Origin of the sequence: Pseudomonas sp. K5002 (assembly GCF_013386655.1) — a bacterium.
Taxonomy (GTDB): Bacteria; Pseudomonadota; Gammaproteobacteria; order Pseudomonadales; family Pseudomonadaceae; genus Aquipseudomonas.
Window position 1 is genome coordinate 1 of record NZ_JACARK010000528.1, and the last position, 17,204, is coordinate 17,204.

Consider the following 17,204-nt stretch of genomic DNA (forward strand, 5'->3'; position numbering starts at 1 on the left):
CCAAGCGAGGCTGCGTCGGCAGCACCTCGGTTTGCCAGACAAATCGCAAACGCAGCCTCGCCATGGCTCGACAGCTGCTACGCGGTATGCGCGCGGCCGCGACAAACTGTTAAACTCGCCGCCTGCCAGACACCTCACCGAGCTGAAAAACCCTGTGGAAATCTTCAAAGAGTTTACCTTCGAGTCCGCCCACCGCCTGCCCCATGTTCCGGAAGGCCACAAATGCGGGCGCCTGCATGGCCATTCGTTCAAGGTGGCGATCCACCTCAGCGGCGACCTCGACCCGCACACCGGCTGGATCCGTGACTTCTCGGAGATCAAGGCGATTTTCAAGCCGCTCTACGAACGCCTCGACCACAACTACCTCAACGACATCCCGGGCCTCGAAAACCCGACCAGCGAAGTGCTGGCCAAGTGGATCTGGAATGAACTGAAACCGCTGTTGCCGGAACTCAGCGCGATTCGCATCCATGAGACCTGCACCAGCGGCTGCATCTATCGCGGCGAATAAGCCGGCGATGTAAAAAACCACCCTTGCGGTGGTTTTTTTATGCCGGAGACTCCCTTACAGTCGTGGCCTCTTGTACAGGAAGCGCTGCGATGCCAACCCATATCCGCCCCGCTACCGTCGACGATATCGCCGCAATTGAAGCGATCGTCCACGCCGCCTACTCCCCTTACATCCAGCGAATCGGGCGCAAGCCAGGGCCGATGCTGGATGACTATCGCCAGCAGGTCGCTGCCGAACGGGTGCATGTGCTGGAGAGTGTGGGCCAGGTCTGCGGCTTTGTCGTACTGATTCATCACGATGAGTACCTGCTGCTGGATAACCTGGCCGTCGACCCCGGTGCCCAGGGCTTGGGTTACGGGCGCCTGTTGCTGGGCTTCGCGGAAGGCCAGGCCAGGCATGGCTCCATCCGTCTCTACACCAATGAAGCGATGACCGAAAATATCGCGCTGTACACCCGCAAAGGCTATGTGGAAACCCACCGGGCCGAGGAAAACGGCTTGCGTCGGGTCTACATGCAAAAAGACCTCACCGCCTCGCACTGAAGGAGCTCCCATGGAAAACACCTGGCTGGCCCAGGCCAAGCGCCTGCAAGCATTGGCCTCCACGGGGCTGCACTTCTGCACCGATGACTTCGAGCGCGAGCGCCTTGAGGAAATCGCCCAGATTGCCCACAGCATGCTGGCGCAATTGGGCGAAGTACCGCTGGAGCGCATCACCGGGCTGGTGCCGGATTTTGCCAAACGTTATTCGACGCCCATGATTGATGTGCGGGGCGCAGTGATTGACGGTGACCGGATCCTGTTGGTCCGCGAGCTCACGGATGGCTGCTGGGCATTGCCCGGCGGTTATGCGGATATTGGTTTGTCGGCGGCTGAAAACATCGTCAAGGAAATTCGCGAAGAGGCCGGGCTGACGGTCACGGCCAAGGCGCTGTACAGCGTCACCCACAAGGCCAAAGGCTTGTACCGGCCGGATATCCGGGACTTCTACAAACTCTACTTTCTGTGCGAACGGGTTGATCAACTGGCGCCGGCGGCCGGTTTCGAAACCACCGAAGTTGGCTTCTTCAGCCTGGACGATCTGCCGCCGCTGTCCCGTGGCCGCACCATTGAAAGCGACCTTGAGGCCGCTTTTGCCTTTCATCGCGGGCAGACCACTCACACCCTGTTCGATTGAATCACGGGTGATCCAATTTGTATCACCCTGCACCGCTTTCGCGCCTGAGTGGGCAGAAAGACCAATCCCGCCTGCGTGTTTCCCCTGTTTGGCTATAAATACTGTGCAACCTGCACAGTCCTGACCGTGCGCCCGTCACTGCCTGGCACTTGGCACGACGGGTGCAATAGGCCTGCGTCACTCATTCAGGGAGAACGGCACATGACGCAGAACGAACCGGGCAATGACTACCCTCTCAGCGAGGTGCCCATGCATGCCCGCAAAGGCCTGGCCTCCACCGCCATGGTGCTGCTGGGCTTTACCTTTTTTACCGCGACCATGTTCGCCGGCGGCAAGCTGGGGGTGGCCTTCAGCTTTACCCAGATGCTCGGCGTCGTGGCCCTGGGTAACCTGCTGTTGGGTATCTACGCCGCAGGCCTGGGTTACATCGCGTTCAAGAGCGGTTTGAATTCAGTATTGATGGGGCGTTTCTGCTTCGGTGAAGTGGGCAGCAAGCTGAGCGACTTGATTCTCGGTTTTACCCAGATCGGCTGGTACGCCTGGGGCACCGCCACCGCAGCCGTAGTACTGGGCAAGTATTTCGAGTTGAGCCAGGGCAGCGTACTCGGGCTGATGGTGCTGTTTGGCATGGTGTTCTGCGCGACGGCCTACGTGGGCTATCGCGGGTTGGAGATTCTGTCCTACATCGCCGTGCCGGCCATGGGTATTTTGTTGTTTCTGTCGATGTGGGTCGCCACCGTCAAGGTCGGCGGGCTCGATGGACTGCTGGCAGTGGTGCCGACCGGTGAGCTGGACATGTCCACGGCTATCACGCTGGTGTTCGGCACCTTTGTCAGCGGCGCGACCCAGGCTACCAACTGGACGCGGTTCTCACGCTCGGCCAGGGTCGCGGTGCTGGCCAGCCTGATCGGCTTCTTTATCGGCAACGGCTTGATGGTGTTGATCGGTGCCTATGGCGCCATCGTCTACCAGCAGCCCGACGTGGTCGAAGTGTTGCTGCTACAAGGCTTCGCCATGGCGGCCATGGCGATGCTGTTGCTGAATATCTGGAGCACCCAGGACAACACCATCTACAACTTCGCCGTCGCCGGCTGCAACCTGCTGCGCACCAAGCGCCGCAAAACGGTGACCCTGGCCGGTGCGGTGATCGGCACCCTGCTGGCGTTGCTGGGCATGTACGACATGCTGGTGCCCTACCTGATCCTGCTGGGCACGGTGATCCCACCGATTGGCGGGGTGATCATGGCGGATTTCTTCTATCGCTACCGCGGCCACTATCCGCGCCTGGCCGATACACGCCTGCCGGCCTTCAACTGGCCAGGGCTGATCGCCTATGCCGTGGGTACGGTGCTGGCCTTTCATTCACCCTGGGTGGCGCCATTGGTGGGGATCGTGGCGGCGTCCCTGACCTACATCGTGCTGACCAGCGTATTGCGGGTGCGGGCACCTTTGGCTGACGTCCAGGCATGAGCCTGACAATCGCCGACGTGTTGGCCTTGCCCGGCCTTGAATCGATGTGCCTGCGGGCCGGGGAAGCCGGCCTGGAGAACACGGTGCGCTGGCCCTATGTCGCAGAAAACAGCGGGATCGCCGAATGGGTGCTGGGGGGCGAACTGGTGTTCGTCACCGGCATCAATCACCCACGGGACGAGGCCAATCTGTTGGTGCTGCTGGACGAAGCCTGTCAGCGCCAGGTCGCCGGCCTGGTGATCCTCACGGGGCCGGACTATATCCAGGCGATTCCCCAGCGTTTGCTGGAAGCGGCGCAAGCGGCGGGCATGCCGCTGATCGAACAGCCTTACTCGTTGAAGATGGTACTGGTGACCCAGGCCATCGGTTCGGCGTTGATCCAGTCGCAGCAGTTGGGGCGCTCGCGACACGATGTGCTGGAGCGCCTGCTGGCCGGTGATTATCAATCCCTGGATTTGCTGCTGCACCGCGCTGCGCAGTTGGACATGCCGCTGGCCGGCCATTGGCAACTCGTCCAGTTGCAACTGGACGGCAGCGACGCGCTGTTTGCCCAAGGTGAGGCGCCAGTGGTCGAGGCGCAGCTTGCCCGACAACACGATGCGATTACCCGCCGTCTGCGCCAGTTTTCTGCGCAGCATCCGTCGCGCCCGCCCGTGCTGGGGCGTGCCGGACAATGGACGTTGCTGCTGCCTGCGATAGACGCGGGTGCGGCATTGGCCAACCGTCAGTTGTTGGCGGGTTGGTTGAAGGCACTGAATCTGCGCCTGGCACCGTTGAAACTGTTTATCGGCCTGAGTGCTGCCGCGCACCCACCCGCGCGCCTGGCCCAGGCCCTGGATGAGGCGCGCCAGGCATTGGCCGCTGCGCGACGGTTCAGTGAACGCGCCGGGCTGTGTGTCTACGATGAGTTGGGCGTGCTCAAGCTGCTCAGTGGCGTACGTGATCGCGCCCTGCTCGATCAGTTCCTCAACGAACGCCTGGGGCCGCTGCTGCGCCACGACCTGCACCATGGCCCAAGCCTGATGCCGACCCTGGAGGCCTGGTTCCACGAGAATGGTAACCTTGTGGCCGCAGCCCAACGGCTGGCGGTTCACCGCAACACCCTGACGCATCGCGTCCAGCGTATCGAAGCCCTGTGCGGGCTGACGCTGGACAATGCTTATGACCGCCTGGACATCGGCATCGCGCTGATGATCTGGCGGCTGTCTGCCTGACTGTTTTTTGCCAAGAGGAACTTGCCCATGCACATCATCAACGCCCGCCTGCGCAACCGTGAAGGCCTGCATGATCTGCACCTGGAACACGGCCGGATCGCCAGCATCACCCAACAAGGCGCTGCCCCCCTGGCAGGCCCCGACGACCTGGACGCCGCCGGCAACCTGGTGGTCCCGCCTTTCGTCGAGCCGCACATTCACCTCGATGCCACCCTGACCGCCGGCGAGCCGCGCTGGAACATGAGCGGCACCCTGTTTGAAGGCATCGAGTGCTGGGGCGAGCGCAAGGCCACCATCACCCTGGAAGACACCAAGACCCGCTCCAAAAAAACCATCCAGACCCTGGCCGCCCATGGCATCCAGCATGTGCGCACCCATGTCGACGTCACCGACCCGGACCTCACCGCGCTCAAGGCCATGCTTGAAGTACGCGAGGAAAGCGGCCACCTGATCGACCTGCAAATCGTCGCGTTCCCCCAGGAAGGCATCGAGTCCTACCGCAATGGCCGCGAGCTGATGGAAGAGGCCATTCGCCTGGGCGCCGACGTGATCGGCGGCATCCCGCACTTTGAATACACCCGTGACCAAGGGGTGAGTTCGGTGAAGTTCCTGATGGACCTGGCCGAACGCACCGGTTGCCTGGTCGATGTGCATTGCGACGAAACCGACGACCCACACTCGCGCTTTCTTGAAGTGCTGGCCGAAGAGGCCCGCAGCCGCGACATGGGCGCCCGCGTGACCGCCAGCCACACCACGGCCATGGGCTCCTACGACAATGCTTACTGCGCCAAACTCTTCCGCCTGCTGGGGTATTCGGGCATCAGCTTTGTCTCCTGCCCTACCGAAAGCATCCACTTGCAGGGCCGCTTCGACACTTTCCCCAAACGCCGCGGCGTGACCCGGGTCAACGAACTGCTGGAGGCTGGCATGAACGTCTGCTTCGGCCAGGACTCCATCGTCGACCCTTGGTATCCCTTGGGTAACGGCAACATTTTGCGGGTGCTGGAAGCCGGGTTGCATATCTGCCACATGCTTGGCTACCGCAACCTGCAAAGTGCCCTCGACCTGGTCACCGACAACAGCGCCCGGGCGATGGCTCTGGGGGATCGTTATGGCCTGGAACCGGGACGCCCGGCGAACCTGTTGATCCTGTCTGCAGACAGCGACTATGAAGTGATTCGCAGCCAGGGCTTGCCGTTGTATTCGATTCGCGCGGGCAAAGTGTTGATGAAACGCCAGCCGGCGCAGGTGGAGTTTTTGTAGGCTCATACGATTGAATCTATATCGAGGGTTTGTGGCTTTCCCCAGCCATCATCCGATTGTGGCGGGATGCTCGCCACTTGGGTGAGTACGCGATTTTGCGGGTGAGCGAACCAGCGTTTCAGGCTGGATTGCAGGGTTGGGGATGAAGCGTGGCTGCCGTAGACGTCGCGGGCCTGGAGGCGGCGCCAGCGGAGGGTTGCCAGGCGGTCGCGACTACTTTGCAGACGATCAGCTTCGATGCTCAAGGCCTGGATATCTTCATAACCACGCTGATTGGTCGGTCGATAGCGGTCCAGTTCTCGTTTTTTCTCCCGCAGTTGTTGCCGCATGCTGATCAGCGCTTTTTCGATCAGCTCAAATTCACTCGCAGTCACCAGTGTTCCGTCGGCGTCCACGGTTTGCTGCCAGCGGCGTAACGTCGCCCAGGCTGCCGGGATGTAGCTTGCGGTCATAAAGTGCTGCTTGTATTGGACTAGCTGCTTGATCAGGTTGGCCCGGTCCGGCATATCACCGCTGAGTTGAATCGCGCGATTGCATGCAGCTTCTTCGATCGACTCACACCCGGGGTTCCACAATATTGAAGACTGTGTGCCGTCGGGCAAGGCAATCGGCATGAAATGCTGCTGGGAGCCGTGATGCTGATAGGCGTTCCCGCCCACCCGCACCAACCCAAGTGCGAACAGCAGGCCAGCAGGTGCAGGATTGCTGAACAGGGTAACAAGCCCGGGAATCCAGAGTTTGGCAGTTGTGTTCATCCAGGGTGCCGGGACGCTGGGTACCGGGTCGTTATGATTGACGATGCGGTGATGCACCAAAGATGAAGCACCGTCAGTGAACTCAGAGTCGGCAACGCGGGGAGCGCCATAGGTGTAAAGAAGGATGTTGCGGTCGTAACCTGGAATTCGCCTAAGAGACTCTGCCAGCAGCAGTGCTATGGCGCCGCCGAGACTATGGCCACAAATTATGATGCGCTGGCCTATGTAGAACCGGTCGAGGTAATGCAGCGCAAAATCACGCATCGCCCGATACGCGCCATAAAAGCCCTCATGAACCTTACCAACACCCTCGACAAAAGCGACCTGGTGAGCATTGGCATCCCTCAGCCCATCGGAACGGCTTGCAGTGCCCCGCACTGCGATCAGGATCACATGGTCGTGATGGCTGATAAACGCCTGAGTATCAGTGCCATTCTCCTCGTCATCAAAAAAATGCAGCTTCGCTGGGTGGGCCGGGGACTCTCCTTGCTCCGATCGATTTTGCTCATACAACTCAGGATCAAAAGGCAACACCTCGAATCGTTGCGAGTACGGCACGTCTTCATACACGGGATAAAAGTGTTCCACCTGGTCGGAATCGAACTTCCAAGCCTCCTGATAGCCCGACAGTTGTTCGGAAAAAAAATTGCCCACACTGGGCTCTATGGGAAAGCTGACCTGGTCCATCGGCGGAGTCGACGGTTCCTGCCCAAAATCGCAATAACTCAAGGTAGCCATAAGCGCCAACTGATAAAGGTTCAAGGCACAGAACTGGTCTTCAATCGACAACAACGGGCGTAACGCACGCAGCGGCCTTACCTCCAGCACAGTGTGCAGGTCAGGAAATAAAACCAGCCCTGTCAGCTTGGGCTGAGGGGGGCCAAACCCAAGTTCAGCCAGCATGCGGAGCGCATGCCGCGGTGGTCGATGGGTTCTGGGCGCCAAGGGAGGCAAATGAGCAGTGTGCAAGACCAAGTCACTGACCTCGACTTGATAGAATTTGCCTGTTTCCCGCCCTGCCGGGTTTCGCTCGACGCGCTCCCCGTCTACACGTGAAAACCGCGTCTGTTCGGCTCGTACCTGAAGCTCGGTGATAGGCAGTGGATAACAACCACGCGTTTGCAACGTTGCGTAGTAATCCCCGCTCATTTCATATGGCGCATCGAAGATCAGAACCACAGGCCCTCGATATGGGTTGTCCAACTTTGCGAAACCGTTTCCATCCAAACGACCTGCATATTGTTGACCTGTGCTGTCAAAAACCTTGTACGCAAGACCCCCATAAGCGTTTCCGTCACCTGATTCGTCCACAAGACAAAAACTCAGCCAACATCCACGCACTGCACAAGCCGGCATTTTCCCGCTGAAAAAGGGTTGTTTCCATTCTGTAAGCGCCATCGCTGAATATCCTTATTCAGTAAAAGTTAAAGATAAGTACGCTCCCCATCAGATTTCCCCAAACACGAGCCTCACTGTTTTGCCGTTCAACTCATCACGCTGCACACGACCACCCGTTGCTGTCGTTGGCGGCAGTCCTCTTGCATCCACCAGGTTGCATTGAAATACGTTATCAGTCGCCTGCGTTGGCCCTGCCGGCCTGAGTAACCACTGACAGGCCCCCGGCACCTCCAAGGTACCTTCCCCCGGCATTCGAGACATATGGGGTTCAACCCAATCATGCACACCGATAAACGCAAAATCCCCCCCACTGTCCGACAAGTGCTCAGCCGACTTCGCATAGACATCAAACGTCATGTAACGCAGCACTAACGGACACCCGTTCACCGTCTCCGTCAGAGGCAACTCGAAGCTCGCCCGATTCGCCACCGACTTCTCAAGAGCGTCGAATATCTTGATCTCTGGCAGATCACCTGGACGCCATCGTAAAGTGCAAGTCTCACCTGTTCCGGGGACGTAAGTTGCATCGCCTCTGAGTCTGTAATTCGCCGGCAAATCGACCTCCAAAGTGAAACTATCAGCAGGCTTCATCACACAACCGGAAACACCCAGCACACTGCAAACGAATACCCCTCGCCACACGCCCGACATAAATCCCCTACGCATCCTGCTGCTCCCGCTCCACCCGACGCCACTCCCCAACCACCCGCTGAAAATGATCCTCCGCCACTTCCCCACGCATCGGCTGCCATCGAATAAGCACGTCCCCAGTGGCTTCCAACAACCGCCGCACCACCAAAAACTCCAGCTGTTCCGGCCTGTCCCATTGCCAGGCCCGCGCTTGCTCCAGCACCTGCGCCAACCAGACTCTCGGGTCTTGAAACTCAACCAGTGCGCTCAACGCCTCGCTGTACTCGGCCAGCAGGTAACGCAGGATATTGGCTTGCAGAATCACTCCCGCCTGGGGATTCGGCACCTCCAGCCACGGCGCAGGATCGGGTACCGGATACGCCCCCGGAGCCGGGTTATCGACACAACTCCAACGCTCACCCTGCCAGTAACACACGCCGATCAGCGGCCCGAGAAAAACAGGCCAGTCCCGAGCAGGCAGGTGAACCAAGGCCCGCGCCAAGGTGCGGTTATCGTGGAAGCGGTACAGCGCCTGACTGCCCGCCGTTCCCACCACCAACCTGTCGCGCCAGTGCCGGGTAACACCCGATAAATCATCACCAGCCAGGCTGCCCAACCAGCCCCAATTACGCTGGGGGTTTTGCAGCAAACCCACCAATGCGGGCTCGCTGACATGGTCGAGCAACAGGAGCATCGGCCCATCCGCTGCCATTTCCGATGCGACGGTTTCACCATAGAGGCAGCGATACTCAGCGACCGTGCGTGTCGCCAGCAGTACCCCACGCGCATCGCTTTCACCCTGTAGAACCAGGCACAGCCGGCGCCCTGCCTGCTGCTGTTCAGCCATCCACTGGCCAGGCGCGATCTCCATCAAGCCGCCCTCCCCGTGGATTCGCACAGGCCTTCACGGCAGCGCTCGCACACTGGACAGAAGTCCGCATCCAGTCTTCTGGCCAGCTCCATGACTACGCCTTGGATAACCGAAACCTTCGGCCCATCCGCTGCAAATGCGGACGAAGCAGCCACGTCACCCGGTCCAACTGGGTTGGCTGTGCGAATCACGGCAGGCGCACCGCCCAACGTGATCGGCCGACTGCTGAAAATCCCGCCAGCCTGAATCAGCAAATGCTCACCACCGGCCTTGAAGCTCAACTGCGCACCGGCATCGATAACCAGGTTGGCCCCCGCCTTCAGATGGACCTGTTGCCCCGCTTCGATCACCAGGGTCTGGCCGACAAGGGTCTGGCTGTTGCCCTGCACGTGCAAGTGATCATCAGCCCCAAGCCGAACCTTGCGGTCGCCGGCGATGCTGCGGTGTTCCTCGTCTTCCAGGGTGGTGGCACTCAAGCCGTGGATGGTTTCCCGACGTTCGCCCACCACCTCCAGCCGACTGTCGTGGCCGACCTGCTGCTCCAGATCGCGTTGGGCGCGCAGGTAGATGAGTTCCTGGCCGCTGCGGTCCTCGAGGTGCAGCTCGTTGGCCCCCGTCCCGCCCGGCGAACTGCGGCTGCGTAGCACACTGCGGGTCTTGTGTTGGGGCAACGGATAGGCAACAGGCTGCAAGGTATTGGGCAGGCAACCATTGATCACTGGCCGGTCTGGATCACCTTCCAGGAACGTCACCAGTACCTCCATGCCCACACGCGGGATCATCACCGCGCCATAGCTGTCACCCGCCCATCCGGACGCCACACGCACCCAGCAGCTGCTCTTGTCGTCGTGCTGGTCCAGGCGGTCCCAATGAAAGCGAATTTTCACCCGGCCGTGAGCGTCGCAATGCACGTCTTCACCCTCGGGCCCGGTGACGGTTGCGGTCTGGCTGCCGCTGATACGCGGTTTGACGTGCTTGAGCGGCGGGCGGTAAGCGGCGCGCCAGGGCGTTGCGGTAAATCGATTGCGATAGCCGTGGAATGCCTCGACATCCACCACCGCCTCCTCCAGCACCTGCGGTTGATAGCCTTCGTGACGCACGCCGGTGATCAGCCACAAGTCATTACAGGTGCGGTCCGGATGGCCGCGCAGTTCCAGGAAATGCCCGCTGCGCAAAGCCGGCTGGTCACTGCGGCCCAGGGCCCGATGACGGTCGCGTTGATGACGTTCCAGGCCACGCCGGGCCAACTGCGAACCTCGCAGATGCCCCGTGAATCCCGCAGGGTATTGATAGTCTTCAAGTGCCGGGAAAGATCCGGCCTGCTCCTGCAAGCGCAGCGACGGATGTTCGAAGTCGTAGTCACGCCGAACAACCTGAGCACTGCGCGTGGCCAGGCGCACATCGAAACGCTGGATCACCAGCGTTTCGGCAGCCGGGCCTCCGGCCGGGCAGTAGCGTTGCGCCGGCAAACGACGAAACACCGTCTGGTCATCACCCAACACCAGTACATGGGCGTCTGCACTGTGGCGAAAGTGGTAGTGAATGCCCTCTTCCTCGCACAGCCGCTGGATAAAGTGCAGGTCGGTTTCCGCGTATTGCACACAGAACGTACGCGGTGGGTAAACCACCGGCCCCAGTTCGAAGGTATAGGCATCAGCAAGGATGCCGTGCTGCTCAAGCACTGCCGCGATAATTTGCGGCACGCTGCGCTGCTGGAAAATCCGCTGGTCGCAACGATGGGCCAGGTACGCCACGCGCGGCGCAAGGGTGAGGTGGTAGCGGGTCAGCCGCTGCCCCGGGCCTTCCCGGCCAATGCTGTAGATTTGCCCGTGCAGGCCTTCACCGGGCTCGCCAAAATCCAGATAGGCCGGTTGGTGAAGTAACTTCTCCAGATCCAGGCTGGGGTTTTCACTGACCCACTGCACTTCAATAAAAAAAGGCTGGTCAATCGTTTCGCTGCCTTTAAAAGCCAGCACCTGAAATGCCTGGTTCATTCCTGCAACGACCAGTTTGAAACGTGACGAAACAAGCGTATTGAACATCCGTTGTTACCCGCCATTCATTGTCGAGCTGAAATAACTTCTCCCGTAAAACGCAGATAAAGCCACTCAATTCGAAGCCGATAAAAAGTGCCTGAACCCCAGGAATACTAGCGATTTCAGGCGAAATTCGGCCGCTTCAAAATAAAAAAGAAGATTCGCACACCGATATTGGAAGGGTCTTTTATAAATACAGAAATGCAGTTAAACAGCCAGTACTGACTAACGGGAATACTCTTACACCACCATTCACCAGAGCTGCTTATTTATAGAGAAACAGCTGACAAAGATGATTAAGCCCGCCACTGCCTTTTTCAAACTTCCTGCAGCCGCGCAGTCCCGAACAGGCTAACGCTCAGCAACTCACCCGGCTCTGCTTGCAACCGTACGGGTGCGGTACCGCCCGGCATCACCACCGCCACCTGACCCGCCGTCACCCATCCTACAGACCAGGCGGCGCATGCCACCGCACTGGCGCTGGTCCCGGAGGACGCCGTGGGCCCCTCACCACGCTCAAACACTCGCGCGATCACGCGATTGCCTGAATCCCGGGCGACCCATTGCAGGTTGACCCCGGAAATACAAGGTTGGCCGGCCCCGGCAGGTGGTGCGAAAGCAATCGCCCTCAGCGGATCGAACCAGGCTGATCGATGCAGCTGGGCGTTGTCCGGCAACGCTGACGCGTCCTGTACCAGCGTCACACAATGCGGGTTGCCCACACGCACAAACTGGCTGTGATTCCACTCGGGGTTGAGCGCAGCCAGTGGCGAAACATGGCTCACCTCAGTTCCCTCAAGCGAGACCGCGCCCACACCAACAGCCCCTACCGCCAAAGGCCCGAACTCGGGACGCCCCAGCGCCAGCCAAAAGCCTTGCACCTGTTCGTACTCCGCCGGCTCAACCCGCGTAACCACCGGCGACAGTGCGTCTGTCTTGTCGTGATGCACCCGCAACTCACAGCCTTGCGCCATCAATCCCTGGTCGGTCAACGACTGGGCGAAGATCGTCAGGCCATTGCCACTGCGTTCGGCCAGGGAACCGTCGGTGTTGACGATCAACAGGTCAAAAGGCGGCGCGGCCTGGAACGGCCCCACCAACAAGCCGTCACAGCGATGCGCCTTGGCCTCTGCCGGGCGCGGCAACTCATCCCAACCGCACTCGGCGGCAATCGCCGCCAATGCCCAAACACCTCGGGTGCCAGCGGCCAAGTCGGCACGGTCCGGCACGTCGATACCCTTGCTGCGTAAATGCTCCGGGCTCACTACGCCGTAGATATTGCCGCGGGCGTCATAGAAAACGCTCATTGCGCTGCCCGCATGAAAATCCGTACCACCTCTTCCAGGTGCTTGCGCATCGCCTGTCGCGCACCCTCCACGTCTCGCTGTTCCAGTGCATCGAGGATCTTGCGGTGCTCGTCTTCCGAGCGATGGGGCATGTCGTCCGAGGTGTAATGCGCCTGCAACCGCTGGAACATGCTGCCGTAACGATGCCCCAGCAAGTGCGCAATCATCAACGCATACGCCGGATTGCCCGAGGCCTGGGCGATGCGAATGTGAAACAGGCGATCGCCCGGATGGGTATGGGAGCCGTCGCGGTTGTCCTGCACATTACGCTCGAAGGCCTCGCGGATCCCCGCCAGCTCTTCGTCGGTGGCATGTTTGGCGGCCAGGGCGGCGGCTTCCGGCTCAATCAGGCGACGGGCCTGGAGCAGGGAAAACGGTGGAATCTCGGCATTGAAGTCGACGTGCAGGTTGAGTTCCGGATCGAACTCTTTCCATTGATCCCGGGTGGCCTGGGCCATCACCGGTTCCTGGCTGACTGTCGGTTGCACGGGTTCACACACCAGCACGCCGTTGCCCACCCGCACATCTACCAGGCCGATCACCTCCAGGGCAATCATCGCCTCACGCACGGAAGCGCGACTCACGCCCAACAGTTTGGCGAGTTCACGCTCAGCGGGAAGTCGACTGCCCGGCGGAAATTCTCCGCTGTCGATCAACGCTCGCAACTGGTCGGCAATCTGTCGATAAAGACGTTGGTTATCAATTACTTGAAATGGCATCTAGGCTCAGCTCGATTCATGCACAGCACGGTCAAAGCGATCAACCCGCAAAAAAGCCGCTTGTTGACCGGGATGACCCATGCTAAAAATTGGATCAATGGCCTGACCATTGGATCGTTTCCAGTGTGCTGATCATAGCAAACCCACCAGGGTTCGCTATGCCGCAGATGCAGGTGTTTCACGCCCTCAATGGCCTGACCATTGAGCCAATAACAATAATCAAGGGAGTCTGTCATGGACCTCACCGGTAAACGCGTGCTGATCACCGCCGCCGCCCAGGGCATTGGCCGCGCCAGCGTCGAAGCCTATCTGACGGCAGGGGCCGAAGTGATTGCAGCCGACATCAATCAACAGGCGCTCGCCGGCTTGCCGGGTGCGCAAACGGTGGTGCTGGATGTCACCGACGCCAGCGCCATCCAACGCCTTGCCGCCGAGATCGGCCCTCTGGACGTGCTGTTCAACTGCGCAGGCGTGGTGCATGCCGGCAATATCCTCGAATGCCCGGAAAGCGACTGGACGTTTGCCCTGGACCTGAACGTCACCGCCATGTACCGCATGATCCGCGCGTTTCTGCCGGGGATGCTGGCGGCGGGCGGCGGCTCGATCATCAACATGTCGTCGGTGGCCTCCAGCCTCAAGGGCGTGCCCAACCGCTTTGCCTATTGCGCCAGCAAGGCGGCCGTCATCGGCCTGACCAAATCCGTCGCGGCCGACTTTGTCACCCAGCGCATCCGCTGCAACGCTATCTGCCCGGGCACCGTGGAGTCGCCTTCGCTGCAGCAACGCATCGTCGAACAAGCCCGCCATGAAGGCCGTCAACAGGACGAGGTGTACGCCGCCTTCACCGCGCGCCAGCCGATGGGACGCCTGGGCACGCCCCAGGAAATTGCCCAGCTGGCGCTGTACCTTGGCTCCGATGCCAGCGCGTTTACCACCGGCACCACCCAGATCATTGACGGCGGCTGGAGCAACTGACCGCCCACTTCCAATAAGAGGATTGCTCATGAAATTGCTGCGCTATGGTGAAAAAGGTCAGGAACGCCCGGCCCTGCTTGACGCTGATGGACGTCTGCGTGACCTGTCCGCCCACATCAGTGATATCGCCGGTGACGCCCTGCTCCCGCAAAACCTCGCTCGCCTGCAAGAACTCGACCCCGCGAGCCTGCCCCTGGTACCGGGAAATCCGCGTTTGGGCGCCTGTGTCGGCCAGGTAGGAAAATTCATCTGCATCGGCCTGAACTACGCCGATCACGCTGCCGAAACCGGCGCCCCCATCCCTGACGAACCGATCATCTTCAACAAGTGGACCAGCGCCATCGTCGGCCCCAACGACACCATCGAAATCCCCCGCCACTCCACCAAGACCGACTGGGAAGTGGAGTTGGGCGTGGTGATCGGCCAGGGTGGCCGCTACATCGAGGAAAGCCAGGCCATGCAGCACGTGGCCGGCTACTGCGTGATCAACGATGTCTCCGAGCGCGAGTTCCAGCTGGAACGCGGCGGCACCTGGGACAAGGGCAAGGGCTGCGACACCTTCGGCCCGCTCGGCCCCTGGCTGGTCAGCCGCGATGAGATCGCCGACCCGCACCAACTGTCGATCTGGCTGGAAGTCGACGGCCACCGCTACCAGAACGGCAACACCCGCACGATGATTTTCCAAATCCCCAAACTGATCAGCTACCTCAGCCAGTTCATGAGCCTGCAACCGGGGGATGTGATTTCCACCGGCACCCCGCCCGGTGTCGGCCTGGGGATCAAGCCCACGCCGGTCTACCTCAAACCCGGGCAAAAAATCCGCCTGGGTATCGAAGGCCTCGGCGAACAGAACCAGACCACGGTCGACGCCTGACAAGAGACTAGGAGCCGTTCATGACTACCATTACCGCGATTCGCGTCGAAGATATCCGCTTTCCTACGTCCCAGTCCCTGGACGGTTCCGACGCCATGAACCCGGACCCGGACTACTCGGCCGCCTATGTGATTTTGCAGACCGACAACCCGGCCCTTGAAGGCCATGGCCTGACCTTCACCATCGGCCGTGGCAACGAGATTTGCTGCGCGGCGATCCAGGCCATGCAGCCGCTGCTGGTGGGCTTGACCCTGGAATGGATCGCCGAAGACATGGGCCGCTTCTGGCGGCATGTCACCAGTGACAGCCAGTTGCGCTGGATCGGCCCGGACAAGGGCGCAATCCACCTGGCCACCGGCGCGATCGTCAATGCCGCGTGGGACTTGTGGGCCAAGGCCGAAGGCAAACCCCTGTGGCGCCTGGTCGCCGACATGAGCCCGGAACAGCTGGTGCGCTGCATCGATTTCCGCTACATCACCGACTGCATCACCTCCAGCGAAGCCCTGGCCTTGCTGCGCCAACGCGCCGAAGGCAAGGCTGAACGCCTGGCCGACCTGCAAGCCAATGGCTACCCCTGCTACACCACCTCCGCCGGCTGGCTCGGTTACGGCGACGAAAAGCTGCGCAGGCTGTGCCAGGAAGCGGTGGATGCCGGCTTCAACCACGTCAAGCTCAAGGTCGGCCACGACTTGCAGGATGACCTGCGGCGCGTACGCATCGCCCGCGAAGTATTGGGCCCGGACCGCCAATTGATGATTGACGCCAACCAGGTGTGGGAAGTCGACACCGCCATCGATTGGGTGCGCGAATTGGCGTTTGCCAAGCCGTGGTTCATCGAGGAACCCACCAGCCCCGACGATATCGAAGGCCATCGCAAGATTCGCCTGGGCGTGGCGCCGGTCAAGGTCGCCACCGGCGAGATGTGCCAGAACCGGATCATCTTCAAGCAATTGATCATGCGCGAAGCCATCGACGTGGTGCAGATTGACGCCTGCCGCCTGGGCGGGGTCAACGAGGTGCTGGCGGTGATGCTGATGGCGGCCAAATATGGCCTGCCCGTGTGCCCGCATGCCGGCGGTGTCGGGCTTTGCGAGTACGTGCAGCACCTGTCGATGATCGACTACCTGTGCATTGCCGGCACCCACGAAGGCCGGGTGATCGAGTATGTCGACCATTTGCACGAGCATTTCGAGGAACCTTGCGTGGTGCGCGGTGCGGCCTATCTGCCGCCGAAGGCGCCGGGCTTTTCGATCCAGATGAAAGCCGCGTCCCGGGAGCAATACCGCCACCGGCCGTGAGCTGAACCGCAATTTGAATGGACGGAGCACAATAACAATGTCGTCCCCATCACCTTTGAGGCTCGATGCGCACCAGCATTTCTGGCGCTACCGGGCCGCTGATTATCCGTGGATCGGTACGGCTGAGGCTGACCTGCGGCGGGACTTTCTCCCACAGGACTTGCGGCCGTTGCTCGACGCTGCCGACCTGGATGGCTGCATTGCCGTGCAAGCCCGCGCCGGTGAGCAGGAAACCGACGCGCTGCTGGAAATGGCGCGGCAGCACCCATGGATACTCGGCGTCGTCGGCTGGGTCGACCTGTGCGACCCACGCCTGGAACAGCACCTGGAACAGTGGCGCGACGCACCGGGACTCAAGGGCTTTCGGCATCAGATTCAGGATGAGCCTACGCCTGCCAGCTTTATGGCCGACGCCAGGTTCTCCCGTGGCCTGCAGCACCTGCAGCAACAAGGCTACGTCTACGAGGTGCTGATCCGCTGCGCCGACCTCGACGCCGCGACAGCCCTGTGCCAGCGCCACGACCGGCATCATCTGGTGCTGGATCACCTGGGCAAGCCGGACATCGCCAACGGCCCCGTCGGTTGGGCCGAACACCTGGCGCCACTGGCCGCCCTGCCCCACGTCAGTTGCAAGCTGTCGGGCCTGCTCACCGAAGCCGGGCCCGAGC

16 protein-coding genes are annotated in these 17,204 nt (G+C 60.8%); 10 read left to right on the forward strand and 6 right to left on the reverse strand.

Features of this window, described 5'->3' with window-relative positions; translation table 11 throughout:
• Positions 1–154: 154 nt before the first annotated feature.
• The 6 genes from queD (at position 155) to codA (ending at position 5,634) form a co-directional block, all read left to right on the forward strand.
• Positions 155–511: a 6-carboxytetrahydropterin synthase QueD gene (gene queD / locus HX846_RS22510; RefSeq protein WP_003190259.1), complete on the forward strand. Its 357-nt coding sequence runs from the start codon at positions 155–157 to the stop codon at positions 509–511.
• Positions 512–600: 89 nt separating this feature from the next.
• Positions 601–1,053 (forward strand): GNAT family N-acetyltransferase, encoded by a 453-nt coding sequence (locus HX846_RS22515; protein ID WP_177029076.1) that lies wholly within the window; start codon positions 601–603, stop codon positions 1,051–1,053.
• 10 nt (positions 1,054–1,063) lie between these two features.
• On the forward strand, positions 1,064–1,687 hold the full coding sequence (locus HX846_RS22520; protein WP_008432778.1) for an NUDIX hydrolase: 624 nt from the start codon (positions 1,064–1,066) through the stop codon (positions 1,685–1,687).
• Between the two features lie 201 nt (positions 1,688–1,888).
• Positions 1,889–3,157, forward strand: a complete 1,269-nt coding sequence (gene codB, locus HX846_RS22525) for a cytosine permease (protein ID WP_003219542.1) — start codon at positions 1,889–1,891, stop codon at positions 3,155–3,157.
• A complete protein-coding gene (locus HX846_RS22530) occupies positions 3,154–4,371 on the forward strand; it encodes a PucR family transcriptional regulator ligand-binding domain-containing protein (protein ID WP_178966118.1) in 1,218 nt (405 codons plus the stop codon). The genes codB and HX846_RS22530 overlap by 4 nt, the downstream gene beginning before the upstream one ends.
• 27 nt (positions 4,372–4,398) lie before the next feature.
• Entirely contained in the window at positions 4,399–5,634 is a 1,236-nt protein-coding gene (gene codA / locus HX846_RS22535; protein WP_178966119.1) for a cytosine deaminase, read from the forward strand.
• Between the two features lie 2 nt (positions 5,635–5,636).
• On the opposite strand, the gene HX846_RS22540 is transcribed toward codA, so the two are convergent.
• The 6 genes from HX846_RS22540 to HX846_RS22565 form a co-directional block, all read right to left on the reverse strand.
• A complete protein-coding gene (locus HX846_RS22540; RefSeq protein WP_102369445.1) occupies positions 5,637–7,787 on the reverse strand; it encodes a lipase family protein in 2,151 nt (716 codons plus the stop codon).
• A gap of 48 nt (positions 7,788–7,835) precedes the next feature.
• On the reverse strand, positions 7,836–8,438 hold the full coding sequence (locus HX846_RS22545; RefSeq protein WP_218645465.1) for a hypothetical protein: 603 nt from the start codon (positions 8,436–8,438) through the stop codon (positions 7,836–7,838).
• A gap of 7 nt (positions 8,439–8,445) precedes the next feature.
• A complete protein-coding gene (locus HX846_RS22550) occupies positions 8,446–9,288 on the reverse strand; it encodes a DUF4123 domain-containing protein (RefSeq protein ID WP_102369447.1) in 843 nt (280 codons plus the stop codon).
• Complete coding sequence (locus tag HX846_RS22555) at positions 9,288–11,330, reverse strand: type VI secretion system tip protein VgrG (RefSeq protein ID WP_102369448.1); 2,043 nt, start codon at positions 11,328–11,330, stop codon at positions 9,288–9,290. Before HX846_RS22555 ends, HX846_RS22550 begins: the two co-directional genes overlap by 1 nt.
• 311 nt (positions 11,331–11,641) lie before the next feature.
• Positions 11,642–12,631 carry a diaminopimelate epimerase gene (locus tag HX846_RS22560; protein ID WP_102369449.1) on the reverse strand — a complete coding sequence of 330 codons (990 nt, stop codon included), beginning with the start codon at positions 12,629–12,631 and terminating at the stop codon, positions 11,642–11,644.
• Positions 12,628–13,389: a FadR/GntR family transcriptional regulator gene (locus HX846_RS22565; RefSeq protein ID WP_102369450.1), complete on the reverse strand. Its 762-nt coding sequence runs from the start codon at positions 13,387–13,389 to the stop codon at positions 12,628–12,630. Before HX846_RS22565 ends, HX846_RS22560 begins: the two co-directional genes overlap by 4 nt.
• 234 nt (positions 13,390–13,623) lie before the next feature.
• On the opposite strand from HX846_RS22565, the gene HX846_RS22570 reads away from it, so the two are divergent.
• The 4 genes from HX846_RS22570 to HX846_RS22585 form a co-directional block, all read left to right on the forward strand.
• A complete protein-coding gene (locus HX846_RS22570; RefSeq protein ID WP_102369451.1) occupies positions 13,624–14,364 on the forward strand; it encodes an SDR family oxidoreductase in 741 nt (246 codons plus the stop codon).
• A gap of 28 nt (positions 14,365–14,392) precedes the next feature.
• Positions 14,393–15,238 (forward strand): ureidoglycolate lyase, encoded by an 846-nt coding sequence (locus HX846_RS22575; RefSeq protein WP_177080919.1) that lies wholly within the window; start codon positions 14,393–14,395, stop codon positions 15,236–15,238.
• A gap of 20 nt (positions 15,239–15,258) precedes the next feature.
• A complete protein-coding gene (locus tag HX846_RS22580) occupies positions 15,259–16,536 on the forward strand; it encodes an L-fuconate dehydratase (protein ID WP_008432761.1) in 1,278 nt (425 codons plus the stop codon).
• 37 nt (positions 16,537–16,573) lie between these two features.
• Positions 16,574–17,204: amidohydrolase (locus tag HX846_RS22585; protein ID WP_178966120.1), on the forward strand; the 631-nt coding region annotated here is incomplete at its 3' end.